Origin of the sequence: Klebsiella oxytoca (assembly GCF_009707385.1) — a bacterium.
Lineage (GTDB): Bacteria > Pseudomonadota > Gammaproteobacteria > Enterobacterales > Enterobacteriaceae > Klebsiella > Klebsiella oxytoca_C.
In genome coordinates this window covers 1824466-1850246 of the sequence record NZ_CP046115.1, presented here as the reverse complement: position 1 = coordinate 1850246, position 25781 = coordinate 1824466, and the positions used below count along the sequence as shown (strand labels likewise).

Sequence of the window (25781 nt, the reverse complement as noted above, 5' to 3'; positions counted from 1 at the left end):
TGATAAGCAGGCCTGAATAGTTTTCTCAGAGGGCTTTCCTCTGTTTTCGACACGGTAACAGGAACAGATTATGCAGTTTGACTGGAGTGCCATCTGGCCCGCCATTCCTATTTTGCTGGAAGGCGCCAAAATGACGCTGTGGATTTCCGTCCTCGGCCTGATCGGCGGTTTGATAATCGGTCTGGTGGCCGGTTTCGCCCGCTGTTTCGGCGGCTGGATTGCTAACCACATCGCGCTGGTTTTTATCGAAATCATTCGCGGCACCCCGATTGTGGTGCAGGTGATGTTTATCTACTTTGCCCTGCCGATGGCGTTTAGCGATTTACGTATCGACCCGTTTTCCGCGGCGGTGGTGACCATTATGATCAACTCCGGCGCCTATATTGCGGAAATTACCCGCGGTGCGGTGCTGTCAATTCATAAAGGCTTCCGTGAAGCAGGACTCGCGCTGGGTCTTTCACGTCGGGAAACCATCCGTTATGTGATCCTGCCGCTGGCGCTGCGCCGCATGCTGCCCCCGCTGGGTAACCAGTGGATTATCAGCATCAAGGATACCTCGCTGTTTATCGTTATCGGCGTGGCCGAGTTGACCCGCCAGGGCCAGGAAATTATTGCCGGCAATTTCCGCGCGCTGGAGATCTGGAGCGCGGTCGCCGTTATTTATCTGATCATTACCCTGGTGCTGAGCTTCGTTCTGCGTCGTCTTGAAAGAAGGATGAAAATCCTGTGATTGAATTTAAAAACGTTTCCAAACATTTTGGCCCGACCAAAGTGCTGCATGATATCGATCTGAAGATCAATCAGGGCGAAGTGGTGGTGATTATCGGGCCATCCGGCTCCGGTAAATCAACCCTGCTGCGCTGCATTAATAAACTCGAAGAGATCACCAGCGGCGATTTGATTGTCGATGGTCTGAAGGTCAACGATCCGAAGGTTGATGAGCGCCTGATTCGCCAGGAAGCCGGTATGGTATTCCAGCAATTTTATCTGTTCCCACACCTGACGGCGCTGGAAAACGTGATGTTCGGCCCGCTGCGCGTTCGCGGTGCCAGCAAGGCGGCGGCGGAAAAACAGGCCAAAGATCTGCTGGAAAAAGTCGGTCTGGCGGAGCGCGCCCACCACTACCCCTCTGAGCTTTCCGGCGGTCAGCAGCAGCGCGTGGCCATTGCTCGCGCGCTGGCGGTTAAACCGAAAATGATGCTGTTTGATGAACCGACCTCCGCGCTTGACCCCGAACTGCGTCATGAAGTGTTGAAGGTGATGCAGGATCTGGCCGAAGAGGGTATGACTATGGTTATCGTCACTCATGAAATCGGCTTCGCCGAGAAAGTGGCTTCGCGCCTGATCTTTATCGATAAAGGGCGTATCGCGGAAGATGGCGATCCGCAGATACTGGTTAAGAACCCGCCAAGCCCGCGCCTGCGCGATTTTTTACAGCACGTCGCCTGACGCCCAACGGCTCTCCCCTCCGCGGGAGAGCCGCTTTCCAGAATCCCTGTTTCGAGGCACTATTATCATCCGCAAGGAAACCTAAATCTGGCCGAAATGGATTGAATTCAATTATATTTAATATAATTTACCCACGTAATTAAATACACTTTCAGCAATCACCTCAATAAATAACTCATGTTTTAGAAATGTATGAAGTGAGATAAACATATATAATTCTCAATCTCAAGAATCTAGCAATTTGCTTTATTCTTCCATTCCCAGCCTGAAATTCAGTACAGGAGAAAAGACATCACATTCTTTTTGTGACAAGCATCAAAAACACAACCATTATAAATAAAATATCAAAGATATCATGTTTCTATAGCTCAAAAGATTATTACATTTTTGTTTGTTAGGGAATGATGAACTATGAACCGAAGCTTTAATATCGTCTGGAGCGCAGCACGTAATATGTTTGTCGTCGCACCAGAATTTGCCAGCAGCAATGGACGCCTTCTCAGCCATACTCGAATCAACGTATTGGCAGCTTCATTTTTATGCGTGTCAGGCAGCGCCCTGGCGGAAGACCGGACTTTTATAACTTATAATTCCGGCGAATATAAATTAAGCGGAACCTATCTTTCCAGCAACAACGACCCCAATAGCAGAGGAACAACTGCAATCTCAGCATGGGGCTGGGGTGGTGAGGAAATTATTATCAGTGACGAGGGTGTAGTCACGATCAAGACCTCAGGTTCGGGAACTAATGGCATATTCATTGACGGAGCCAATAGTAGCCTGACGCTTGATAATCAGGGTTGGTCAATACTCACCGCGGGCAATAGCTCATCGGCGGTGACCGCAGTTTCAGGAGCCCAGATATCCCTCAGCGGCGGTTCAATCGCTACCCAAGGTGAAAACTCGTTTGCGGTATCTGTTTCTGATGCTAACAGCATAGCTACCCTCAATGATGTCACGATTGCCGCAACAGGGGGCTGGGCTGGCGGTCTGATTGCCAGAGATGGAGGAAAAATTGCGATGACGGACGGCAGTATCATAACTGAAGGATATTCATCCTCCGGCGTCCTTGCATCTTCATCAGAAAGCGTAATTGATTTCAATAACGTATCTGTTTCATCGGCAGGCGACTGGAGTACTGCGCTATCAGCCAACGAAGACGCTCATGTTACAATGACAGGCGGTAGCGCAGCCACTACAGGGATATATTCAGCTGGAGTTACATCCTATAACAACAGCGTGGTAACCCTGAAAGATACCTCAGTTTCAACCTCGGGCAGTAACTCTGATAGCATTTCCGCAAATTTTGGCGGTACTGTTAACGTAACGGGTGGAAACATTACAACAAAGGGTAACTCTGCTCATGGAGCCTATTCTGGAGATGTGAATAGCCCAATCACCCTGGACAATGTCAAAATATCTACCGCGGGAGAATGGTCTTACGGATTATTTTCTCGGGGGAAGATCATCATGAGCAACAGTAGCATACTCACCACTGGTAACTCAGCCTATGGTATAGGAAACGACAGTGACGCTTTTATACAGCTCAGCAATATCATCATATCAACCCAAGGTTATGGGGCACGAGGACTGTCTACTGATAAAGGAAATACCATTTTAAAAGACAGCCAGGTGACTACCGCTGGCGATTATGCATCAGGCATTGTATCAAGTGAGGCGGACATAAGTCTGGATAATATTGGCATATCAACCTATGGCCAATACGCATATGGCGTAGATGTCTACGCCACCGAAAAGACGACTTTAAAAAACGGTAATCTGAAAACCACGGGCAGTGGGGCCAATGGTATTCTTGCATATTCAGCTAAAGTTTTCCTGGATAATGTCGATATATCTACCTCCGGCACTAACGCTGAAGGAATATCAGCCAAGGCGGATAGCAATATTACAATGACTGGCGGTAGCATTCAAACAACAGGCTCGGGTTCCAGCGGCATTAATATTTACTCTTCAGATCTTCAGTTAAACCAGGTTTCTATCTCCACTCAGGGTGAGGACGCGTCTGGACTCAAGCTCGGAAGTGGGAGCACTCTTACAGGCCAGAATTTAAACGTTATCAGTAATAAATCCTGGGGTGTAGTACAGGAAAAAGAATGGAACTCGGCATCGGCATCATTAACGAATAGCCAGATAACCGGCGATAGCGCTGCCTATTATCTGGATGCGTCATATGCTTATTACGACGATCAGGCCAATTCGCTAAATATCACCGGCGGCAGCGTTACCGCCACAGCCAGGAGCGGGAGTGCATTTTATGTCAATGCTGGTGCCGCAGATATTACCGTTGATAATCTGCAAAACGTCAGTGCCGCAAATCTGCTGACGGTTAACGATAACAACTGGAATAACGTTGTATTCCGCGCCCAAAATGACAGTACCCTGAGCGGTGCTATTCAGGCCGGAAACAGCAATGTCACGGTTGACCTGGACAAAACCAGCCTCTGGAATGTTCACGGCGATTCCGCGATCGGCAATCTTACCAACGCTGGTGTCATTAATCTCAATACCTCTTTAGGTTCTCTTTATGCAGGGAAATTAACGCTCGCCGACAGTAGCGTACTCAATATACAATTGGATAGCGGCGTTAGTGAGCCGGTTATTGCCACAAGCTCCAGCAGCCTTAACGGGGCGCTGAATATTAGTGGTATCGGTAATATTAAAAATTCGTTAATAAATGCGCCGTACACTTTTACGCTTATTAGCGCAGACAATAAGATCAATGGAGACTTTAATAATTTCACCGTTGCCGGAATAGATGCGAAAGAGACCGACTTTTTAACCCTGGATGGACGAATCAATCCTGACAATAAAACGCAGTATGAGATAGCCACCTCACTATCCTGGTATGCCGATCAAGACAATGCCGCAACCGATGCGCACGGAACCTTTACGTTAAGTAAAGCGGAGGGGCAATTTACGGTAAATAGCCGTCTTGATGATGTCGAAAATACGCTCGCCTCAACTAATAGCAGCGGCTGGGATGGGAAATCACTGACTAAACTTGGCGGCGGTACGTTAATTCTCTCCGCTGCTAATACCTATAGCGGTGATACTAACGTTAAAGAGGGCACCTTATGGCTGGAGAACAGCGCAAAAATTGGCGCGACTGGAAGTAAGCAAAAAATCGACATCGCTTCAGGAGCAAATTTCGGCGGTAGCGGCATCGTTAATGGTCACGTCTTTAACAGCGGCAATCTTGCTATGAGTACAAACGGAGAAGTTGGTAACTCCCTGACGATTAATGGCAACTATACCGGTAATAACGGTAATCTTTATTTCAACACCCAGTTAGGCGGTGATGACTCGTTAACGGATAAACTGACGATCTCCGGTGATTCAAATGGTACTTCTACAGTCTATATCGCTAATGTGGGTGGCAAGGGTGAACTAACAAATAAAGGTATTGAGTTAATTGATATTTCAGGACAGTCAGACGGAGTCTTTACCCAAGGGAATCAGGTTCAAATTGGCTTATATGAATACCGTTTGTATAAGGATGCCGGAGACTGGTACCTACGCTCGCAATCAAACGCACCTGTAGATCCGGTTAACCCTGACGACGGCAACAACGGTAACGTCGACCCGGTTAATCCTGACGACGGCAACAACGGCAACGTCGACCCGGTTAATCCTGACGATGGCAACAACGGCAACGTCGACCCGGTTAACCCTGACGATGGCAACAACGGCAACGTCGACCCGGTTAATCCTGACGATGGCAACAACGGCAACGTTGACCCGGTTAACCCTGATGATGGCAACAACGGCGGCACAACACCGCCAGGTTCGCATCAATATCGGGCAGATATAGGCGCATATCTTGGCAACCAATGGATGGTTCGCAATCTGCAAATGCAAACGCTTTACGATCGTAAAGGTAGCCAGTTACGCACCGACAATGGAAGCATGTGGATGAGATTTAAAGCCGGGCGCTCCGACTCGCAGGCTGTTGACGGAAATGTGGATATAAATAACAACTATTCTCAAATCCAGCTTGGTGGGAATATACTGGCCTGGGATAACGGCGAGCAAAGTCTTGTCACCGGCATCATGGCCAGCTATCTCAATGCGGATACTGAAAGCACGGGTAATCGTGGCATGGACGGCAGTAAACTGTCCGCCAGCGGCAATGTTTCTGGTTACAACGTGGGAATTTACTCAACCTGGTTTGCCGATGCCCAGGCGCACCGCGGACTGTACATTGATAGCTGGTATCAGTACGGAATGTACAGCAACACGGTGAAAAATGGGGATATTGGCTCAACGGACTATGATTCCAACACCCATACGGCCTCGCTGGAAGCTGGATATCGGTATGATATCGCTCTTAAAGGTGGGAATCAGATTAGCCTGACGCCACAGGCGCAAATCATCTGGCAGAATTATTCTGCTGATACCATTATCGACAAGGGTAGAACTCGTATTGATGGGCAAAACAGCAATAGCTGGACCTCCCGTCTCGGTCTGCGCGTCGATGGTAAGCTATATAAAAATCAAACCTCTGTTATTCAACCCTTTGCTGAAGTCAACTGGTTGCATACCAATGATGATGTCTCCGTTGCCTTTAATAATGCTGACGTGCAGATGGATTTACCTGCAAATCGCGCCGAGCTAAAAGCGGGAATTGAGGTGAATCTTAATAATCAGTGGAGTATTACCGGATTAGTTGCCGGACAAAAAGGCAGTAATAATTACGGCGATCTTAACGGTAGCCTCAACGTCAGATACAGCTGGTAAGCTACATCCGTCCGGCTCTCCCCTCCGCGGGAGAGCCTCTTTCCAGAATCATCCCAACCTCGCCCTCCGGATCTCGTCTTCTATACTTATTGGTTTGAGATGCAAAGGAGGTGCCTGTGCCGCGGATTTTATTACTGCTCGCTTTACTCTTCACCGCTCCGCTATGGGCCGCGACGCTGCCCGGCGTTTCAGCAGCCACAACGGAGCAGCCCAGCAGTAGCGAACCTGATCTTGCGCAGAAAAAAGCAGCCTACGGCGCGCTGGCCGACGTACTTGAAAATGCCGACGCCCGCCAGGAGCTTATCGATCAGCTGCGTAAAGCCGCCGCTACGCCTCCGCCGGACAGTACCCCGAAGCTGACGCCGCCGGAAATAAAAGACGAGACCACAGTGCTGGAAAACGTTACCGAAATCAGCCGAGAATATGGCGAACAGCTTTCGTCACGTTTCTCTCAGCTGTGGCGCAATATCACCGGTTCTCCGCACAAACCTTTTAATACCCAAACGTTCACCAGCGCCGCCTGGCATTTCTTGCTGCTGGCCGGTCTGGTATTTGCGTTCTGGTGGCTGGTGCGCCTGGCGGCACTGCCGCTGTATCGTAAAATGGGCCACTGGGGACGCCATAAAAACCGCGAGCGCAGTAACTGGCTGCAGCTGCCCGCAACTATCGCCGGGGCGTTTATTTTCGACCTGCTTCTGCTGGCCCTAACGCTGTTCGTCGGCCAGCTGTTAAGCGACCGCCTGAACGGAAATAATCCCACCATCGCCTTCCAGCAAAGCCTGTTTCTTAACGCCTTCGCGCTAATCGAGTTTTTCAAAGCTATTCTGCGCCTCATTTTCTGCCCGCGCATTCCGGAACTCCGGCCATTTAATCTCAGCGATGCCTCGGCACAGTACTGGAATCTGCGCCTGAGTGCGCTAAGCAGCCTGATTGGCTACGGGCTTATCGTCGCGGTACCAATCATCTCCAACCAGGTTAACGTGCAGGTCGGCGCGCTGGCCAACGTAGTGATAATGCTGTGCATCACGCTCTGGGCGCTGTACCTGATATTCCACAACAAAAAATTAATTACCCAGAGACTTATTCATCTCGCCGACCGTTCGCTGGCCTTTTTTAGCCTGTTTATTCGTGCTTTTGCTTTAGTCTGGCACTGGCTGGCCTGGGCCTATTTTATCGTGCTGTTTTTCTTCTCACTGTTCGACCCAGGCAACAGCCTGAAATTTATGATGGGTGCCACGCTGCGTAGTCTGGCCATCATCGGTGCCGCCGCGCTGGTATCCGGTATTTTGTCGCGCTGGATAGCGAAAACCATCACCCTGTCGCCGGAAACCCAGCGCAACTACCCTGAACTGCAAAAAAGGCTTAACGGCTGGATTTCCGCGTCGCTGAAAGCGGCACGAATATTAACGGTCTGCGTAGCGATTATGCTGCTACTCAGCGCGTGGGGGTTATTTGATTTCTGGCAGTGGATACATAACGGCAGCGGGCAAAAAACGGTGGATGTGCTGATTCGCATCGCGCTAATTCTGTTCTTCTCGGCGATTGGCTGGACGCTGCTCGCCAGCCTGATTGAGAACCGGCTGGCATCGGATATACACGGTCGCCCGCTGCCCAGCGCCCGCGCACGAACGCTTCTTACGCTATTTCGCAACGCGCTGGCGGTGGTGATCAGCACGATTACTATTATGATTCTGCTTTCAGAGGTTGGTGTGAATATCGCCCCGCTGCTGGCCGGTGCCGGTGCGTTAGGCCTGGCCATTTCGTTCGGCGCGCAGACTCTGGTCAAAGATATCATTACCGGGATCTTTATCCAGTTTGAAAACGGCATGAATACCGGCGATCTGGTGACTATTGGGCCGTTAACCGGCACGGTGGAACGGATGTCGATTCGTTCCGTCGGCGTACGCCAGGATACCGGCGCCTATCATATTATTCCGTGGTCTTCGATAACGACCTTCGCCAACTTCGTGCGCGGCATAGGTTCAGTCGTGGCCAACTATGATGTTGATCGACAGGAAGATTTAGATAAGGCCAATCAGGCGCTGAAGGACGCGGTAGCGGAAGTGATGGCGCAGGAAGAGATTCGCGGATTGATTATTGGCGAGCCCTCTTTTGCCGGGCTGGTCGGCTTAAGCAATACCGCCTTTACCCTGCGCGTCACCTTCACTACTTTACCGCTCAAGCAGTGGACGGTACGTTTCGCCCTCGACACCCAGGTGAAGCGACATTTTGACCTCGCAGGGGTACGGGCGCCGGTACAAACCTATCAGGTCCTGCCGATGCCTGCACCAGCTGGGCCACCGGCTCCCGCTGAGCCGACGTTATAACGTCCGGCGGCGTTTGGCTTCATCCATAAAGGTCCAGGCGATAAAGCGGCTTTGCTTGTTCCCCTGGGCCATCTCTTTTTTCATCACTTTCACCGCGCCGACATCGGTCAGAGCGCGGTAGAGCGGCGGCAGATTGTCGCTACGGGAAACCAGCGAGGTAAACCATTTCACCTGACGGCCAAACTGTTGACTCTCCTGAATCATCTGCGTAATAAAAGCGACCTCACCACCTTCACACCAGAGCTCCTGCTGCTGGCCGCCAAAGTTCAGTACGCTCTCTTCGCCAAGCCCCAGATTGCGGCGTTTACGCTCACCACCCGCCCGCGCGCTGGCGGCGGAATCATGAAACGGGGGATTGCACAGCGTCGCGTCATAGGTCTCATTTTTATGAATAATGCCGGTCAGGATGGCTTTGGCATCTTTTTGCCGACGCAGACGAATCTGGCGAGTCAGTCCAGGATTGCCGTTAACGATAGCCTGGGCGCTGGCGAACGCTTCAGCATTCACTTCGCTGCCGGTGAAGCGCCAGCCGTATTCATGAACGCCAATCAGCGGATAGATGCAGTTTGCCCCGACGCCAATATCGAGAATGCTGGCGTTAGCCGGGATTGTCCCACTATCCAGCGCCAGCAGATCGGCGAGATGATGAATGTAGTCCGCCCTGCCCGGCACCGGTGGACAGAGAAAGCCGTCGGGAATATCCCAGTGTTTCACCGCGTAAAAGTGTGCCAGCAGCGCTTTGTTCAGCGCCTTCACCGCCAGCGGATTGGCAAAGTCGATGGTCTGCTCACCTACCGGGTTAAGGGTGATGAAGGCCTGCAGCTCGGGATGGGCCTGGCACAGCGCGGGCAGGTCGTAGCGTTGATGGTGACGGTTACGCGGGTGTAACCCCGGTTTCTGGGCTTTCATGGCAATCTCCTTTGGACAGCCGCGTAAGATACCCGTTGACGGCGGCGCGGTAAATAAGTGAGTCTGGATATCTTCTTTTTTGTCATGGGTGTTATATGTACTTCTACCAACCTTCGCTCGGACACGGTCTGCCGCACGACCCGCTTAATGCGATTATCGGGCCGCGGCCCATCGGCTGGATCTCTTCTCTTGACAGCAGCGGGCAGCGTAACCTTGCGCCCTATAGCTTTTTTAACTGTTTTAACTATCGTCCGCCGATTATTGGCTTCGCCAGCAGCGGCTGGAAAGATAGCGTACAGAATATCACCGAGACTAAAGAATTTGTCTGGAACCTGACAACCCGGCCTCTGGCGACCGCGATGAACGAAACTTCCGCGACTATTCCCCACGACGAGGATGAATTCGTCCGCGCCGGTTTGACCCCGGCGGCCAGCCGTATCGTCAGCGCTCCCCGGGTCGCCGAAAGCCCGGTAAACTTTGAGTGCCGCCTTTCGCAATGCATTCAGTTAACCACCGCAGAAGGGCTGGCGGTAGACACCTGGCTGGTGCTGGGTGAAGTGGTGGCAGTACATATTGATGAATCGCTACTGGAAGAAGGCATTTACCAGACCGCCAAAGCCCAGCCGATTCTGCGCGCCGGAGGACCAGGCGCTTATTACGGCATTGATGAAAGCCTGCGTTTTGACCTTGTGCGCCCGGACGCACGCTAAACCCGTTCCCCGACCAGTAAGAACGTCTCTTGCCAGGTCGGGAAAGCCGATGTCTGCTTTCCCGCCTGTACCTTCCTTAGTTGCCCTAATGGTCAGGCGCCTCGCTCTGCGCCTGACCATTGCGCCAGGCCTGAATAATCCCCCCAGAAGAAGCGCTCCTTGTCTGGTCATTTTTTGCCCCCATATATCCTGTACTAAAGAGATGCGAGATAACGAGGTGAACTATGGCATCAGGTTGGGCAAATGATGACGCCGTGCAGGAACAGATCGACAGTACCATCAACGACGCGATTGCGCGGGCGAGAAATGAACTGTCTTCGGGCGAAAGCAACAAATTTTGTGAAGAATGTGGAGAACCGATTCCTGAAGCGCGTCGACGGGCTGTGGCGGGGGTGAGATATTGCCTCAAATGCCAACAGGAGAAAGATTTACACAACAATACATTTTCAGGATATAATCGCAGAGGTTCCAAAGACAGCCAGCTACGCTGACGGATATTTACCGTTCATTACCGCAGATAGCGTTATCTTTTCGCGCACGTTTTTTGGCGATCGGAGTGGCAAAATGTGCCCTCAAAGCCCGCTGTACCCGGCCATAAGCGAATTTGTCTTTATCGGCGAAAATAATTTATTAGTATTCAATAAATTAATAATCATTCAAAAAATTAGATGAAGATTGTTAATTTCCTTCGATTTTCTCTCTCGGCAAAAATCGTGATACTTATCACATCGACGAAACATCGTCCTCTATAAAGACAACCTGCGAGAGATTAACTATGAAAAACATCAAATATGCTGCCGCTGCTATCGCCCTTTCCGCTCTTTCTTTCGGCGCGTTCGCCGCACAGCCGGTAACATCGGCTCAGGCAGAGAGCATGAACAAAATCGGTGTGGTCTCCGCTGAAGGCGCGACGACACTGGATGGACTGGAAGCCAAACTGGCTGAAAAAGCGGAAGCTGCTGGTGCGACCGGCTATAGCATTACCTCCGCGAACAGCAACAACAAACTTAGCGGTACCGCGGTTATCTATAAATAATCGCCAGCTATCCCTGTAGCAAGACTCCGTAATGCCACTGTTCTAACCCTGTAAGATCCTTAATACCCTTGCCTTGCCCGTCCATGCCACTGGACGGGCTTTTTTTTGCCTGACGAATACGGTTACCAGTTCTCTTCGACTTTCGCCAGCCCCTGTTGCACAGACAAAACCTCCCCCGTTGCCATAAGGCAGCAGGCCAGCTGAATTTTCAGCGACTGCGGCAACGGTTCGCTGCCGACGATACAGCGCTCAATCCAGCGTGCGGTCACTTCGGGATCTTTTGATTCAGGCAGCACGACCGCCTGCGCCGCAGCGCTATCCTGACGCTCGTGTATCACCCGCGTTCCGGCGGCATCAATCAGGCTAATCTGCGGGCAACGCTGCGGGTTAGCATAAACTTCACCTTCGGTACCGTGCATCAGCAGCGCCCGTCCGCCAAGCTCAGCAAAGAATTTTGCCACTCGACCGACATATTCCGGATGGGAGACGCTCGACAGGCGCAGCGCGGCATCTTCCGCAAATGGCGTTGCCAGCTTGGCCAGCGTGTGGGCGCTGTTGCGCACCCCCATACGCCAGCGCATGGCCAGCTGTTTTTCCAGCGGCGGACAAAATGCACCTACCGGAACGTAAACCGGCTGATGGCTGTCGAGCCTCGCCTGCGCCTGGCCCGCATGAAGCGTAGCCGGGATCCCCATCAGCTCAAAAATAGTTTCCGTCAGCACGCGGGTTGGGTCATGGCTTACGCCGTGAACAATCACCGGGAAACCAAGCTTGTGCAGCAGCACGGCCAGCAGAGGCGTCAGGTTTGCCTGTTTACGCGCGCCGTTATAGCTTGGGATCACAATCGGCATCGGTTTAGCAACCGGCGGGGTGAGCTGGATCGTGTGAGCCTGCATCGCTTCATAAAAACCCTGCATCTCCGCTTCACCTTCGCCCTTGATACGCAAGGCGATAAGAATGCCGCCCAGCTCGAGCTCCGGCACCTCGCCGTTAAGCATCCGCGAGTACAGCGCGCGGGCCGTCTCCACATCAAGGTCGCGGGCGTGATTTTTTCCGCGCCCGACTTCTTTAATTATCTTGCTGTAGTCCATTGCTGGCTCCTCTGAGCTTCTCATATCATCGGCACGGCAGCGTTAACGCCGTTTGCGACGCGTCTGTTTTGCTTTAGTTTTTACTATAACCTCAGGGACAGCTGGCTGCTCTATCGGAAATATGGGTAACGCATTCAATAAACGCTTACCGTAGTTTTTGGTCAGCAGGCGTTTGTCATAAATCACCACTTCTCCCCAGCAGCTATGGCTACGGATCAGACGACCAACCTGCTGAATCAGGTTAAATGAAGCGCTGGGCAGGCTCTGGACTTCGAACGGGTAGCGGTTGAGGCTTTTGAGCCATTCACCTTCGGTTATCACCACCGGGCTGTCTATCGGCGGAAACGCTATTTTATGGATATGCACCTGACTTAACAGGTCGCCTTTTAAATCCAGCCCTTCCGCAAAGGATTGCAGCCCGACCAGGACGCTGCGTTCGCCGGCTTCAACGCGTTTGCGATGCAGCTCCACCAGTCGGTAGCGAGGTTTATCGCCCTGAACCAATAGCAGCAGGCGCAGATCGGTAACGTGTTCGAGAAAACGCTGCATCGCTCTACCGCTGGCGAACAGCACCAGCATACCGAGATGCTTTTTGCTCTCGACCTGCTCACGGAAATAGGCGGCCATCTCGGCAATATGCTGCTCTTCGTTATCAATAAGCGGTTCGTAATGCATCTGCGGAATGACGATTTTGCCCTGTTCGACGTGGTTAAAGGGCGAGTCCAGCGCGACAAAGCGATCGCCGGCTTTCTCTTTCAGCCCGCTCATCTCCTGCAGACGCGAAAAGCTATTTAGCGAACGCAGCGTCGCGGAAGTGACAACGATATGCGGAACGCTACGCCAGAGCAGCCTTTCCAGCTGATCGCTGACGCGGATCCCTACGCAGTGGAACCAGATATGCATCTGGCCATCCCGCAGGTCGCGCGTGGCCCATTTGGTTACCGGCGCGCCCGAGGATTGCGCCAGCGATGCCAGTCGCCAAAGTTTACTTTGGCTTTCAAACATTCCCAGCGCGCGGTTCATCTGTAGCAGTACCCGGTGCAGCCTCACCACATCGTGACTGCCGGTTTTCTCACTGAGATCGTTCAGAAACAGCTCCGCCAGGCCGCGCAAAGTCTCAGTAAGCTTCGCCAGCCGCTGGCAAATCTCCATCACTTCCTGCGGCAGTTCTCCCATCGGGAAGCGATGCTCAGCCTCCTGCCCAGCCGGCATGTACAGATTGAGGATATTATTCAGAGAGGAGATCAGCTCATACAGCTCTTCGCAATGTCCGTTCAGACGATCGGGGTTCGCCAGCGGAGGCGTGGTTTTAGGACGAAACTGTTCCATGCAGGTGGCGACCAGCTTAGTGAACAGATCCAGCTGCAGGCGATACCACGGCGCGGTGATTTCAGCGCTCATTTCCAGCGCATCGCGGGCGACATCCGGCAGGTGATGGCCTTCATCAAGCACCAGCAGCAAATGCTTCGGCTCCGGCAGCACCGCCTCGCTCTCCATAGCCGCCATCACCAGCGCATGGTTCGCCACCACCACTTCCGCTTCCTGAATTTCCCGTCGGGCGACAAAGAACGGGCATTCGCGATAATAGTGGCAGTTGCGGTTCAGGCAGCTGGCTTTATCGGTGCTCAGGCGGCTCCACAAGGAATCATCCACGTTTTTATCGGTATGATCGCGCAGGCCGTCCCACTTATAGCTATCAAGATCCGCCTTCAGGGTCGCGCACAGCTTCTGTTCCGCCTGATTATTCGGCGTGAGTTCGTTATCAAGAAAAGCCAGCAAATCCTGCTGCGTTGGTTCGCTGCTGGCAAGCGCGGCCAGGTTACGCGGGCAGACGTAGCGCCCGCGGCCAAAGGCGGCGGTAAAACGAAGGTCGGGGATGATTTTACGCAGCAGCGGCAGGTCTTTACTGTAGATTTGGTCCTGCAGCGCAACGTTGGCGGTGCTGACCACCAGCGTTTTTTGCTCTTCACGGGCAATGGCAATACCGGGAATCAGGTATGACAAGGTTTTACCGACGCCGGTCGGCGCTTCAATCGCCAGGTGCCGCCCCTCTTCCCCGGCGAGCGTCTTCGCCACATCGGCAATCATCTGCCGCTGCGGAGGACGGGGAATAAAGTCAGGAATTTGTTCCTGAAGCGCCTTATACCAGGCGGCGATTTGCGCTTTCAGCGCTGCGGTCAAAGCCATGAGAAAACCTGAATACTGTATAAACAGCCACTATTGTGCCATTTTTTCACTGTCGGGAGGAATGTCTTTCTGAGCAAACTGGAATCACGCTCGAGGTTCAAGATGAGCGGCAAGAGTTCCGGGCAAGGAATCCCGCCCGGATAAGTCAATCTGTGGCGTAGCCGTGCGATAACGGCAATAGCTACAGCAATAACGAAATAGTGTTACTCAGCAGCGGCTGGTTTACGCGGGCGACGACGGCGAGGCGGTTTCCCGTCCTGAGTACGCGCTTTTGGCGCTTCGCCATCGGTACGACGCGGAGCGGACTGCTGACCACGACCTTGCCCCTGGGCGCTACGCCCCTGACCGCCGCGGCTCTGGCTTTGCCCGCCCCGGCCGCCGCCGCGCTGCTGCTGACGACCGTTTTGAATCGGCTCGGCTTTAATCGAGGGATCCGGCTCGTACCCTGCCAGGGCAATGCGCGGGATCTCTTTTTTCAGCAGGCGTTCGATATCATGCAGCAGTTTATGCTCATCGACACAGACCAGCGACAGCGCTTCGCCCGTTGCCGCGGCGCGCCCGGTACGACCGATCCGATGGACGTAGTCTTCCGGTACGTTTGGCAGTTCATAGTTCACTACGTGCGGCAGCTCTTCGATATCCAGACCGCGCGCGGCGATATCGGTCGCTACCAGCACGCGAATAGCGCCGGATTTAAAGTCAGCCAGCGCGCGGGTACGTGCGCCCTGGCTCTTATTACCGTGAATTGCGGCGCTGCGGATACCGTCTTTATTAAGCTGCTCCGCCAGATGGTTGGCACCATGCTTGGTACGGGTAAAAACCAGCACCTGCTGCCAGTTGCCTTCGCCAATCATCTGCGACAGCAGCTCGCGCTTGCGCTTTTTGTCAACAAAATGCACCAGCTGACTCACCTGATCGGAAGCGGTGTTACGGCGCGCCACTTCGATTTCCAGCGGATTACGCAGCAGCTTTTCCGCCAGCGCTTTGATGTCGTCGGAAAATGTTGCGGAGAACAGCAGGTTCTGACGTTTCGGCGGCAGCTTCGCCAGCACGCGGCGGATATCGTGAATAAAGCCCATATCCAGCATACGGTCGGCTTCATCCAGCACCAGCACTTCAACTTTGTCGAGGCTAACGGCGTTCTGATGCTCAAGATCCAGTAGACGGCCAGGCGTGGCCACCAGAATATCGACGCCGCTGCGCAGCTTCATCATCTGCGGGTTAATGCTTACACCGCCAAACACCACCAGCGAACGAATGTTGAGATACTTACTGTAATCCCGGACGTTCTCGCCAATCTGCGCTGCCAGTTCGCGCGTCGGGGTCAGGATCAGGGCCCGTACCGGACGACGGCCTTTCGCGTGGGGTTCTTTTTGGATCAGGTGCTGAAGCAGCGGCAACGTAAAACCTGCCGTTTTGCCGGTACCCGTCTGGGCGCTGGCCATCAAATCGCGGCCCTGTAACACTGCCGGGATAGCCTGCTGCTGAATAGGGGTTGGCTCAACGTAGCCCTGCTCAGCAATTGCGCGCAGGATTTCAGGATTCAGGCCAAGGGAATCAAAAGACATAACAACTCCGAACCGCCCCGGCCCGTCACAGGCGTAGTTTTCAGGGAGATTATTGCGAAAGAGATGGCAAAAACCACAATGCCATGAAGTTGCGCATTCTAGCAGATTTTGTGACGAACCGCATAAAATCTCCTGTAAAGGGAAAAGAATACGCGAGGTATCGTCTGAATAATTCAGCCGCTGATGAGGGGCGCCATAGCCGCACCTTGGTCAACGCATACGCGGGGGCGGAAACAATTAACGCTGGCGATGCTTAATTTTATCTACCATCAATGCATTAGCACTTCCGTAGCGGTCAAACAGGGCTGGCTACGCGGCAACCGCCTCCCCTAACTCATTAACCCAATGAACAAAAAGAAAAAGTGAAGATTTTCTTTCATTCATTGGATTTCCGAAGGGCTAAATCAGGAAGGATTTCATATTTAACCGCAAACGCTGGACAAACCGGAAACCCACGCCTAGAGTTAATCAATCGATTGATTAATTTTTTGAGTGCCATGACGACAACGCCAATGACCAGCAAAGGCGAGCAGGCAAAAAGCCAGCTTATCGCCGCCGCTATCGCCCAGTTCGGCGAATATGGCCTGCACGCCACGACCCGCGATATCGCTGCCCAGGCCGGGCAAAATATTGCCGCTATCACTTACTATTTTGGTTCCAAAGACGACCTCTACCTTGCCTGCGCCCGGTGGATTGCCGATTTCATCGCGCAAAATTTTCACCCCCACGCGCAGGCGGCAGAGGATCTGCTGGCTCAGCCCGCAGCGGATAAAGCCGCCATCCGCACCCTGATCTTGCGCGCCTGTCAGAATATGATTTTACTTCTGACCCAGAATGATACGGTCAATTTGAGCAAATTCATCTCCCGCGAGCAGCTGTCACCGACCCCGGCTTACCAGCTAATCCACGATCGGGTCATTGCTCCGCTACACTGCTACCTGACCCGTTTAATTTCCGTCTATACCGGCCTTAACGCCGACAGCACGCAAATGGTCCTCCACACTCACGCACTGCTGGGCGAAGTACTCGCTTTTCGTCTTGGTCGGGAAACGATACTGCGCCGTGCGGGTTGGACTGAGTTCGATCGGGATAAAACCGAGCAAATTATCGAGGTCATCACCTGCCATATCGATTTCGTTCTACAAGGATTATCGCAAAGGGGTCTGGAGTCATGAAAAAACCGCTCATCGTCGTTCTGTTGCTTCTCCTGCTGGCCGCTGTCATTGGCGGAGGCTGGTGGTGGTACCAGAGCAGCCAGCCGAAAGAACTCACGCTATATGGCAATGTGGATATTCGTACCGTTAACCTGAGCTTCCGCGTAGGCGGGCGACTGGCGTCGCTCAGCGTCGACGAGGGTGATGCGATTAAAGCCGGGCAGACGCTGGGCGAACTGGATCGCGCGCCCTATGAGAACGCCCTGCAGCAGGCTCAGGCCAACGTATCTACTGCCCAGGCGCAGTACGACCTGATGATGGCGGGCTATCGCTCGGAAGAGATTGCCCAGGCCGCCGCCGCGGTTAACCAGGCGCAGGCGGCTTACGACTATGCGCAGAACTTTTACCAGCGTCAGCTGGGGCTGCGCAAAAGCAGCGCTATTTCCGCCAACGACCTGGAAAACGCCCGCTCCTCACGCGATCAGGCCCAGGCTACGCTGAAGTCCGCCCAGGATAAGCTACGCCAGTACCGCGCCGGTAATCGTCCGCAGGAAATCGCCCAGGCCAAAGCCAGCCTGGAGCAGGCCCAGGCCGCGCTGGCGCAGGCGAAACTCGATCTGCACGATACAACCTTAACTTCGCCGTCCGACGGGACGCTGATGACCCGCGCCGTCGAACCAGGCAGCATGCTCAGCGCTGGCGGCACGGTGATGACGCTGTCGTTAACCCATCCGGTATGGGTCCGCGCCTACATTGATGAAAAAAACCTCGGTCAGGCCCAGCCGGGGCGCGAAGTGCAGCTTTATACCGATGGTCGGCCGGATAAACCCTACCGCGGCAAAATTGGTTTCGTTTCCCCTGGGGCTGAATTTACGCCGAAAACCGTCGAAACCCCGGACCTGCGCACCGATCTGGTTTATCGCCTGCGAATCGTGGTGACCGATGCCGACGACGCGCTGCGTCAGGGAATGCCGGTCACCGTCACCTTCAGTAACGGAAATGGCCAATGAGCGAAGACGTTATTTCGCTGAACGGACTGACCAGACGCTTTGCCGGAATGGACCGCCCGGCCGTCGCGCCGCTGGACTGTACTATTCGCTCCGGCTACGTTACCGGACTGGTGGGCCCGGATGGCGCAGGAAAAACCACCCTGATGCGCATGCTCGCCGGACTGCTGAAGCCCGACGCAGGCAGCGCAAGGGTAATCGGCTTCGACCCGATTGCCGACGATAGCGCCCTGCACGCGGTACTCGGTTATATGCCGCAGAAATTCGGCCTGTATGAAGATTTGACGGTGATGGAAAACCTGACGCTCTACGCCGACCTGCGCAGCGTTACCGGCGAAGCGCGGGAGAAAACGTTTGCCCGGCTGCTGGAATTTACCTCCCTCGGCCCCTTTACCGGCCGGCTGGCGGGCAAGCTTTCCGGCGGTATGAAGCAGAAACTTGGCCTGGCCTGTACCCTCGTCGGCGAACCGAAAGTACTGCTGCTGGACGAACCCGGCGTCGGCGTCGATCCCATCTCGCGTCGGGAACTCTGGCAGATGGTGCACGAACTGGCCGGTGACGGCATGCTGATCCTCTGGAGCACCTCGTATCTCGACGAGGCCGAACAGTGCCGCGACGTCCTATTGATGAACGAGGGACAACTGCTCTATCAGGGCGCGCCAAAAGAGCTGACGCAAACCATGGCCGGTCGCAGCTTTTTGCTATCCAGCAGCGAGGAAAATAACCGCCGCTTACTCCAGCGTACCTTAAAACTGCCGCAGGTGAGCGATGGTGTGATTCAGGGCAAATCGGTACGCCTGATCCTCAAGAAAGAGGCCAGCATCAGCGAAGTACAAGAAGCTGCCGATATGCCGTCGCTGGAGATCGCCGAAACCGCGCCGCGCTTTGAGGACGCCTTTATCGATCTGCTGGGCGGCGCCGGTACCGCCGAATCGCCGCTGGGAAAAATTATCCACACCGTAGAGGGTTCACATGACGACACGGTGATTGAAGCGCAGACTCTGACCAAGAAATTCGGCGATTTTGCCGCCACTGACCACGTCGATTTCCAGGTTAAGCGCGGCGAGATCTTCGGCCTTCTCGGGCCTAACGGCGCCGGCAAGTCCACCACTTTTAAGATGATGTGCGGTCTGCTGGTTCCTACCTCCGGTAAAGCGCTGGTGCTGGGTATGGACCTGAAAGTCAGCTCCGGCAAAGCGCGTCAGCATCTGGGCTATATGGCGCAGAAGTTCTCGCTCTACGGCAACCTTACCGTTGAGCAAAACCTGCGTTTTTTCTCCGGAGTGTACGGACTGCGCGGTCGGGCGCAGAACGCTAAAATCGCCAGCATGAGCGAGGCGTTCGGCCTGAAAAGCATCGCCCGCCAGGCCGCCGACGACCTGCCGCTCGGCTATAAGCAGCGCCTGGCGCTGGCCTGCTCGCTGATGCACGAGCCGGATATCCTGTTCCTTGATGAACCGACCTCCGGCGTCGATCCCCTTACCCGCCGTGAATTCTGGCTGCATATCAACAGCATGGTGGATAAGGGCGTTACGGTGATGGTCACCACCCACTTTATGGATGAAGCGGAGTATTGCGATCGTATCGGCCTGGTCTATCACGGTAAGCTGATCGCCAGCGGCACGCCGGACGATCTGAAGGCGCTGGCGGCGGACGATGAACAGCCTGACCCGACGATGGAGCAGGCATTTATTACCCTCATCCACGACTGGGATAAGGAGAACGCCGGTGAGCGCTAAACTGCTATCGTGGCGGCGCGTGCGCGCCCTGTGCGTGAAAGAGACGCGACAAATCGTCCGCGACCCCAGCAGCTGGCTGATTGCGGTCGTGATCCCCCTGCTGCTGCTGTTTATCTTTGGCTATGGAATTAACCTCGACTCCAGCAAGCTGCGGGTGGGCGTGCTGCTGGAGCAGCAAAGCGAAGAGGCGCTGGACTTCGTCCATACCATGACCGGTTCCCCGTACATTGACGCCACCATCAGCGACAACCGCCAGCAGCTGATTCAAATGATGCAGGCCGGGCGGATCCGCGCGCTGGTGGTAGTACCGGTAGACTTCGACCAGAAGATGGCTCGCCCCGGCGACGATGCACCGATCCAGCTCATCACCGACGGCAGCGAACCGAATACCGCTAACTTCGCCCAGGGCTACGTCGAAGGCATCTGGCAAATCTGGCAGCAGCAGCGGGCGGAAGATCGCGGTGAAACCTTTAAACCGCTAATTGATGTGCAGACGCGATACTGGTTTAACCCGGCGGCCATCAGCCAGCATTTTATTATCCCCGGCGCGATTACCATCATTATGACGGTAGTTGGCGCGATCCTGACCTCGCTGGTAGTGGCTCGTGAGTGGGAGCGCGGCACCATGGAAGCGCTGCTGTCGACCGAGATTACCCGCGCCGAGCTGCTGCTGTGCAAACTCATCCCCTATTATTTCCTCGGCATGCTGGCGATGCTGCTGTGTATGCTGGTGGCGGTGTTTATTCTCGGCGTGCCGTTTCGCGGTTCGCTGGTGATTCTGTTTTTTATCACCAGCCTGTTTTTGCTGAGCACGTTGGGCATGGGGCTGCTGATCTCCACCATCACCCGCAACCAGTTTAACGCCGCGCAGGTGGCGCTGAATGCCGCGTTTTTACCATCAATTATGCTGTCCGGGTTTATTTTTCAGATAGACAGCATGCCGGCGATAATCCGCGCGGTGACCTACGTGATCCCGGCGCGCTATTTTGTCAGCACCCTACAAAGCCTGTTTCTGGCGGGCAATATCCCGGTAGTGCTGCTGGTGAACGTCATGTTCCTGATAGCCTCGGCGGTGATGTTTATTGGCCTGACGTGGCTGAAAACCAAACGGCGTCTGGATTAAAGTTCCGCCTGGTTCGCAGGTCTTGTAGCCCGGACAGGTGCGCCAGCACCGCCTCCGGGGATCATAAAGAGAGAATAGAATGTTTCATCGCTTATGGACGTTAATCCGCAAAGAGCTGCAGTCGTTGTTGCGCGAGCCGCAGACGCGGGCGATTTTGATCATGCCGGTGCTGATTCAGGTACTGCTGTTCCCTTTTGCCGCCACGCTGGAAGTGACGAACGCGACTATCGCTATCTATAACGAAGATAACGGCAAGCACGCCGTGGAGCTGACCCAGCGCTTCGCGCGCGCTAAAGCCTTTACCCACGTTCTGCTGCTCAAAAGCCCGCAGGAAATACGGCCAACCATCGATGAACAAAAAGCGCTGCTGGTCGTGCGTTTTCCGGCGGATTTCTCACGCAACCTCGATACCTGGCAGACCGCCCCGCTTCAGCTCCTGCTCGACGGCCGCAACTCCAACAGCGCGCAGATCGCCGCGAACTATCTCCAGCAGATCGTCAAAAGCTATCAGCAGGACCTGCTGGAAGGCAGATCTAAACCGAACAACAGCGAACTGGTGGTGCGTAACTGGTATAACCCGAACCTTGATTACAAATGGTTCGTGGTGCCGTCGCTGATCGCCATGATCACCACCATCGGCGTAATGATCGTTACGTCGCTCTCCGTTGCCCGCGAGCGCGAACAGGGAACCCTCGATCAGCTGCTGGTCTCGCCGCTGGCAACCTGGCAAATCTTTATCGGCAAAGCGGTACCGGCGCTGATTGTCGCGACCCTGCAGGCAACCATCGTGCTGGGGATTGGCATCTGGGCCTATCAAATCCCGTTCGCCGGCTCGCTGCTGCTGTTTTACTTTACGATGATTGTTTACGGCCTGTCGCTGGTGGGATTTGGCCTGTTAATTTCGTCGCTGTGCTCGACGCAGCAGCAGGCGTTTATCGGCGTGTTTGTCTTTATGATGCCGGCGATTCTGCTTTCCGGCTACGTTTCGCCGGTTGAGAACATGCCGCAGTGGCTGCAGGATTTAACGTGGATTAACCCGATTCGGCATTTCACCGATATCACCAAGCAGATCTATTTGAAGGATGCGAGTCTGGAAATTGTGTGGGGTAGTTTGTGGCCGCTACTGGTCATAGCGGCCACCACCGGCTCAGCGGCGTATGCGATGTTCCGAAGAAAGATCGCGTAGTTTTTTATCTTTCGCCAGCAGTGAAACCACCGCCGGGCCTGCGAGTATTGCCAGCCCGGCGAGGGCTAACAGCAGGTTATTATGCAGCACGCGGGACAGCAACCACAGCACGATCACCGCCGTGCCGAAGTACCAGGTGGTGGTGAGTTCCTCAAGGACGTCACCGACGTCGCGCCAGCGTTCATCGTGGTGACGCTGTAGAAATAGCATCGCCAGTAAGGTGATGCCGTACAGGACGCACAAGCCTAATCCGACGCGTACCAGCGCGCCGCTCATCCAACCCATCACCAGTACTGCCACGACCAGTAGATGCAACATAATCTGCCAGCAACTAAGACCCGTTGCGACGCGTACACGTTGTTGCCACTTCATGGCTTCTCTCCTGAAGGATTTTTCTCTAGCTACTCAGAGTACCGCACTTTACGGAAAATTCCGTATCACCGCATCTTTTTGTGACCTCTACTACACTATTTCCTACAGGAAAGTGACATTGCCCAGAGAAATAAGGACAAACAAATGCCGCGATTTTCGTTAAACGTGCTGACAATTAACACTCATAAAGGCTTTACTGCCTTCAATCGCCGTTTTATTTTGCCCGAATTACGCGAAGCGGTGCGCAGCGTCAGCGCCGACATTGTTTGCCTGCAGGAAGTGATGGGAGCGCATGAAATCCATCCCCTGCATATCGAAAACTGGCCGGATACCACCCACTACGAATTTCTCGCCGATACCATGTGGAGCGATTACGCCTATGGTCGCAACGCCGTTTACCCGGAAGGACACCACGGCAACGCGGTACTTTCGCGCTTTCCCATTGCGCATTATCAAAATCTCGATGTGTCCGTCGGCAACAGCGAAAAACGCGGCCTGCTCTACTGCCGCATTGTGCCGCCGGAAAGTGACATCACGCTTCATTTGATCTGCGTGCATCTGGGTCTGCGCTCTCATCAACGCCGGGCTCAGCTAACGATGCTGGCGGATTGGGTGAATGCTTTACCCGCCGGCGAGCCGGTGGTGGTGGCGGGTGATTTTAATGACTGGCGACAGCAGGCTAACCGGCAGCTAAAAATCCAGGCCGGACTGGAAGAGATTTTCACCCGCGCCAGAGGGCGACCGGCGCGGACTTTTCCTGTTAATTTTCCCCTGCTGCGCCTTGACCGTATTTACGTGAAAAACGCCCATGCCAGCCGGCCCAAAGCGCTGGCTTTAAAACAGTGGCGTCATCTGTCCGATCATGCACCGCTTAGCGTGGAGATTCATCTGTGAAATGTAGCTGGCAGGAAGGGAACCGCATTCGGCTATTAGAAAATGGCGATAACTATTATCCGGCGTTGTTTGCCGCTATTGGCCGCGCGCAGCAGCGGGTGATCCTTGAATCCTTTATCTGGTTTGAGGATGACGTAGGCAGGCAGCTGCATGCCGTGCTGTTAAAAGCAGCGCAGCGCGGCGTGCGCGTTGAGGTGCTACTTGACGGCTACGGATCGCCGGATCTGAGCGAAAGCTTCGTAGGCGAACTCACGTCAGCTGGGGTGATTTTTCGCTACTACGACCCGCGCCCGCGCCTGCTCGGTATGCGTACTAATTTGTTTCGCCGGATGCACCGCAAAATCGCCGTTATCGACGACGTTACCGCTTTTGTCGGCGGAATTAACTACTCCGCCGAGCATATGACCGATTATGGCCCGGAAGCGAAACAGGATTACGCGGTTCAGGTTGAAGGGCCGGTGGTGCTGGATATTCTGCAGTTTGAGCTCGAAAACCTGCCCACCAACGAAGCAACCCGCCGCTGGTGGCAGCGGCGTCGCCACAAGCCGGAAATTAACCGCAATCCCGGCGAGGCTCAGGCGCTGTTTATCTGGCGGGATAATCAGGATCACCGCGATGATATTGAACGTCACTATCTGAAGATGCTTACCAGCGCCCGCCGGGAAGTAATTATCGCGAACGCCTACTTTTTCCCCGGCTACCGACTGCTGCACGCGATGCGCAACGCCGCCCGCCGCGGGGTGAGCGTCAAGCTTATCGTTCAGGGCGAGCCGGATATCCCGATCGTCAAATTCGGCGCGCGCCTGCTCTATCACTATCTGGTGAAAGGCGGAGTGCAAATTTTCGAATATCGCCGCCGTCCGCTGCACGGCAAAGTCGCGCTGGCGGACGATCACTGGGCCACCGTCGGCTCCAGCAATCTCGACCCGCTTAGCCTGTCGCTCAACCTGGAAGCGAATCTGGTTATTCATGACCGCGAGTTCAACCAGACGCTGCGCGATAATCTCAATGGATTAATTACCAACGACTGTCGTCAGGTTGATAAGAGTATTTTGTCTAAACGGACCTGGTGGCGGCTCGGTATCAGCGTGCTGGCGTTCCACTTCCTGCGCCACTTTCCCGCATGGGTCGGATGGCTTCCGGCCCATACGCCGATACTGTCGCGAGTTCGACCACCGGTGCAGCCAGAAATAGAAACCCAGGATCGCGTGGATCCGGAAAACCAGGAGGTGAAATCCTGATGGCGAAATCTCATCCACGCTGGAAGATGGCGAAAAAAATCCTTACGGTGCTCTTTTTTGTCGCCGTAGTCGTCCTGTTGGTGGTCTATGCGCAAAAAATTGACTGGCAGGAAGTGTGGAAAGTCATTCGCGATTACAACCGTACGGCGCTGCTGAGCGCCATAGGACTGGTTATCGTCAGCTATCTGATCTACGGCTGCTACGACCTGCTTGGGCGCGCTTACTGCGGCCACAAGCTGGCGAAACGTCAGGTGATGCTGGTGTCGTTTATCTGCTACGCCTTTAACCTGACGCTCAGCACCTGGGTGGGTGGCATTGGTATGCGTTACCGGCTCTACTCGCGCCTCGGCCTGAGCGGAGCAACCATTACGCGAATTTTTTCTCTGAGCATTACCACCAACTGGCTGGGCTACATTCTGCTTGGCGGCATCATTTTTAGCTCCGGGATGGTACAGGTCCCTCAGCGCTGGTATATCAGCCAGTCTGCGCTGCAAATTCTCGGCGTCGTTTTGCTGCTGATTTCCGCGTTCTACCTATGGGCCTGCGCCTTTGCCAGAAAGCGTCATATGACGATAAAAGGCCAGCGGCTGGTGCTGCCTTCCTGGCGCTTTGCCATATTGCAGATGGCGGTTTCCAGCCTGAACTGGATGGCAATGGGGGCGATTATCTGGCTGCTGTTAGGCCCGCAGGTCGACTATTTTCTCGTGCTCGGCGTACTGCTGGTCAGCAGCATTGCGGGGGTCATTGTGCATATTCCGGCAGGCATTGGGGTGCTTGAGGCGGTATTTATCGCCATGCTTTCCGGCGAAGAGATTTCGCGCGGCGCCATCATCGCCGCCCTGCTCGCCTATCGCACGCTGTACTACTTTCTGCCGCTGCTGCTGGCAACCATCGGCTACTTAATTCTGGAGAGTCGGGCGAAACATCTGCGGGAGAAAAATGAGCGTAAGCTGGCGGGAGAGTAGCGAAGATTCCCCGGTCGCGCTGCGCTTACCGGGGCTACGGTTTCGTGCGGTTGGGTAGATATCGT

The 25781-nt window shown here is 54.3% G+C and carries 20 protein-coding genes; 15 read left to right on the top strand and 5 right to left on the bottom strand.

Annotated elements, in window-relative coordinates:
- The first annotated feature begins 70 nt into the window (after nt 1–70).
- From glnP to ybiO, 4 genes are all read left to right on the top strand, one after another.
- Nucleotides 71–730, top strand: coding sequence for a glutamine ABC transporter permease GlnP (gene glnP / locus GJ746_RS08580; RefSeq protein WP_108704043.1), 660 nt, complete (start codon nt 71–73; stop codon nt 728–730).
- On the top strand, nt 727–1449 hold the full coding sequence (glnQ, locus tag GJ746_RS08575) for a glutamine ABC transporter ATP-binding protein GlnQ (RefSeq protein ID WP_154679813.1): 723 nt from the start codon (nt 727–729) through the stop codon (nt 1447–1449). Before glnP ends, glnQ begins: the two co-directional genes overlap by 4 nt.
- Before the next feature lie 411 nt (nt 1450–1860).
- Nucleotides 1861–6207, top strand: a complete 4347-nt coding sequence (locus GJ746_RS08570) for an autotransporter outer membrane beta-barrel domain-containing protein (RefSeq protein ID WP_154679812.1) — start codon at nt 1861–1863, stop codon at nt 6205–6207.
- A gap of 116 nt (nt 6208–6323) precedes the next feature.
- Nucleotides 6324–8534, top strand: a complete 2211-nt coding sequence (gene ybiO, locus GJ746_RS08565) for a mechanosensitive channel protein (protein ID WP_154679811.1) — start codon at nt 6324–6326, stop codon at nt 8532–8534.
- On the opposite strand, the gene rlmF is transcribed toward ybiO, so the two are convergent.
- The gene (gene rlmF, locus GJ746_RS08560) at nt 8529–9443 is read right to left on the bottom strand and encodes a 23S rRNA (adenine(1618)-N(6))-methyltransferase RlmF (protein ID WP_154679810.1); all 915 of its coding nucleotides are present in this window, start codon (nt 9441–9443) and stop codon (nt 8529–8531) included. The genes ybiO and rlmF overlap by 6 nt on opposite strands.
- A gap of 95 nt (nt 9444–9538) precedes the next feature.
- On the opposite strand from rlmF, the gene GJ746_RS08555 reads away from it, so the two are divergent.
- From GJ746_RS08555 to ybiJ, 3 genes are all read left to right on the top strand, one after another.
- Nucleotides 9539–10153 (top strand): flavin reductase family protein, encoded by a 615-nt coding sequence (locus GJ746_RS08555; protein ID WP_154679809.1) that lies wholly within the window; start codon nt 9539–9541, stop codon nt 10151–10153.
- A 224-nt stretch (nt 10154–10377) separates the two neighbouring features.
- Nucleotides 10378–10644: a DksA/TraR family C4-type zinc finger protein gene (locus tag GJ746_RS08550; RefSeq protein ID WP_154679808.1), complete on the top strand. Its 267-nt coding sequence runs from the start codon at nt 10378–10380 to the stop codon at nt 10642–10644.
- Nucleotides 10645–10928: 284 nt separating this feature from the next.
- The gene (gene ybiJ, locus GJ746_RS08545) at nt 10929–11189 is read left to right on the top strand and encodes a DUF1471 family protein YbiJ (RefSeq protein WP_004130722.1); all 261 of its coding nucleotides are present in this window, start codon (nt 10929–10931) and stop codon (nt 11187–11189) included.
- Between the two features lie 122 nt (nt 11190–11311).
- On the opposite strand, the gene ybiB is transcribed toward ybiJ, so the two are convergent.
- From ybiB to rhlE, 3 genes are all read right to left on the bottom strand, one after another.
- On the bottom strand, nt 11312–12280 hold the full coding sequence (gene ybiB / locus GJ746_RS08540) for a DNA-binding protein YbiB (RefSeq protein WP_154679807.1): 969 nt from the start codon (nt 12278–12280) through the stop codon (nt 11312–11314).
- A gap of 42 nt (nt 12281–12322) precedes the next feature.
- The gene (gene dinG / locus GJ746_RS08535) at nt 12323–14467 is read right to left on the bottom strand and encodes an ATP-dependent DNA helicase DinG (protein WP_154679806.1); all 2145 of its coding nucleotides are present in this window, start codon (nt 14465–14467) and stop codon (nt 12323–12325) included.
- 203 nt (nt 14468–14670) lie between these two features.
- Nucleotides 14671–16035, bottom strand: a complete 1365-nt coding sequence (gene rhlE, locus GJ746_RS08530) for an ATP-dependent RNA helicase RhlE (RefSeq protein WP_154679805.1) — start codon at nt 16033–16035, stop codon at nt 14671–14673.
- A gap of 497 nt (nt 16036–16532) precedes the next feature.
- On the opposite strand from rhlE, the gene cecR reads away from it, so the two are divergent.
- The 5 genes from cecR (at nt 16533) to GJ746_RS08505 (ending at nt 22244) form a co-directional block, all read left to right on the top strand.
- Complete coding sequence (gene cecR / locus GJ746_RS08525) at nt 16533–17210, top strand: transcriptional regulator CecR (RefSeq protein WP_154679804.1); 678 nt, start codon at nt 16533–16535, stop codon at nt 17208–17210.
- Entirely contained in the window at nt 17207–18199 is a 993-nt protein-coding gene (gene hlyD / locus GJ746_RS08520; protein ID WP_154679803.1) for a secretion protein HlyD, read from the top strand. The genes cecR and hlyD overlap by 4 nt, the downstream gene beginning before the upstream one ends.
- Nucleotides 18196–19935 (top strand): ATP-binding cassette domain-containing protein, encoded by a 1740-nt coding sequence (locus GJ746_RS08515; RefSeq protein WP_154679802.1) that lies wholly within the window; start codon nt 18196–18198, stop codon nt 19933–19935. The genes hlyD and GJ746_RS08515 overlap by 4 nt, the downstream gene beginning before the upstream one ends.
- Nucleotides 19925–21058, top strand: coding sequence for an ABC transporter permease (locus GJ746_RS08510; RefSeq protein ID WP_154679801.1), 1134 nt, complete (start codon nt 19925–19927; stop codon nt 21056–21058). Before GJ746_RS08515 ends, GJ746_RS08510 begins: the two co-directional genes overlap by 11 nt.
- Before the next feature lie 79 nt (nt 21059–21137).
- On the top strand, nt 21138–22244 hold the full coding sequence (locus GJ746_RS08505; RefSeq protein ID WP_154679800.1) for an ABC transporter permease: 1107 nt from the start codon (nt 21138–21140) through the stop codon (nt 22242–22244).
- Here GJ746_RS08505 and GJ746_RS08500 read toward each other — a convergent pair.
- Nucleotides 22206–22616 carry a YbhQ family protein gene (locus GJ746_RS08500; RefSeq protein ID WP_154679799.1) on the bottom strand — a complete coding sequence of 137 codons (411 nt, stop codon included), beginning with the start codon at nt 22614–22616 and terminating at the stop codon, nt 22206–22208. The two genes, GJ746_RS08505 and GJ746_RS08500, sit on opposite strands and share 39 nt — an antisense overlap.
- A gap of 144 nt (nt 22617–22760) precedes the next feature.
- Here GJ746_RS08500 and GJ746_RS08495 point away from each other — a divergent pair, with 144 nt between their 5' ends.
- From GJ746_RS08495 to GJ746_RS08485, 3 genes are read left to right on the top strand one after another with little or no spacing between them, the layout of a single operon-like run.
- Complete coding sequence (locus GJ746_RS08495) at nt 22761–23510, top strand: endonuclease/exonuclease/phosphatase family protein (RefSeq protein WP_154679798.1); 750 nt, start codon at nt 22761–22763, stop codon at nt 23508–23510.
- Nucleotides 23507–24751, top strand: coding sequence for a cardiolipin synthase ClsB (gene clsB / locus GJ746_RS08490; RefSeq protein ID WP_154679797.1), 1245 nt, complete (start codon nt 23507–23509; stop codon nt 24749–24751). The genes GJ746_RS08495 and clsB overlap by 4 nt, the downstream gene beginning before the upstream one ends.
- On the top strand, nt 24751–25716 hold the full coding sequence (locus GJ746_RS08485; protein WP_154679796.1) for a lysylphosphatidylglycerol synthase transmembrane domain-containing protein: 966 nt from the start codon (nt 24751–24753) through the stop codon (nt 25714–25716). Before clsB ends, GJ746_RS08485 begins: the two co-directional genes overlap by 1 nt.
- Nucleotides 25717–25781 lie beyond the last annotated feature (65 nt).

What these genes read in the sequence shown, in the direction of transcription:
- GJ746_RS08500 (WP_154679799.1), bottom strand. Translation starts at nt 22,616, where the DNA reads ATGAAGTGGCAACAACGTGTACGCGTCGCAACGGGTCTTAGTTGCTGG.
- GJ746_RS08485 (WP_154679796.1), top strand. Translation starts at nt 24,751, where the DNA reads ATGGCGAAATCTCATCCACGCTGGAAGATGGCGAAAAAAATCCTTACG.
- cecR (WP_154679804.1), top strand. Translation starts at nt 16,533, where the DNA reads ATGACGACAACGCCAATGACCAGCAAAGGCGAGCAGGCAAAAAGCCAG.
- GJ746_RS08555 (WP_154679809.1), top strand. Translation starts at nt 9,539, where the DNA reads ATGTACTTCTACCAACCTTCGCTCGGACACGGTCTGCCGCACGACCCG.
- dinG (WP_154679806.1), bottom strand. Translation starts at nt 14,467, where the DNA reads ATGGCTTTGACCGCAGCGCTGAAAGCGCAAATCGCCGCCTGGTATAAG.
- rlmF (WP_154679810.1), bottom strand. Translation starts at nt 9,443, where the DNA reads ATGAAAGCCCAGAAACCGGGGTTACACCCGCGTAACCGTCACCATCAA.
- GJ746_RS08570 (WP_154679812.1), top strand. Translation starts at nt 1,861, where the DNA reads ATGAACCGAAGCTTTAATATCGTCTGGAGCGCAGCACGTAATATGTTT.
- hlyD (WP_154679803.1), top strand. Translation starts at nt 17,207, where the DNA reads ATGAAAAAACCGCTCATCGTCGTTCTGTTGCTTCTCCTGCTGGCCGCT.
- GJ746_RS08495 (WP_154679798.1), top strand. Translation starts at nt 22,761, where the DNA reads ATGCCGCGATTTTCGTTAAACGTGCTGACAATTAACACTCATAAAGGC.
- ybiJ (WP_004130722.1), top strand. Translation starts at nt 10,929, where the DNA reads ATGAAAAACATCAAATATGCTGCCGCTGCTATCGCCCTTTCCGCTCTT.
- ybiB (WP_154679807.1), bottom strand. Translation starts at nt 12,280, where the DNA reads ATGGACTACAGCAAGATAATTAAAGAAGTCGGGCGCGGAAAAAATCAC.
- rhlE (WP_154679805.1), bottom strand. Translation starts at nt 16,035, where the DNA reads ATGTCTTTTGATTCCCTTGGCCTGAATCCTGAAATCCTGCGCGCAATT.
- GJ746_RS08550 (WP_154679808.1), top strand. Translation starts at nt 10,378, where the DNA reads ATGGCATCAGGTTGGGCAAATGATGACGCCGTGCAGGAACAGATCGAC.
- glnP (WP_108704043.1), top strand. Translation starts at nt 71, where the DNA reads ATGCAGTTTGACTGGAGTGCCATCTGGCCCGCCATTCCTATTTTGCTG.
- GJ746_RS08515 (WP_154679802.1), top strand. Translation starts at nt 18,196, where the DNA reads ATGAGCGAAGACGTTATTTCGCTGAACGGACTGACCAGACGCTTTGCC.
- GJ746_RS08505 (WP_154679800.1), top strand. Translation starts at nt 21,138, where the DNA reads ATGTTTCATCGCTTATGGACGTTAATCCGCAAAGAGCTGCAGTCGTTG.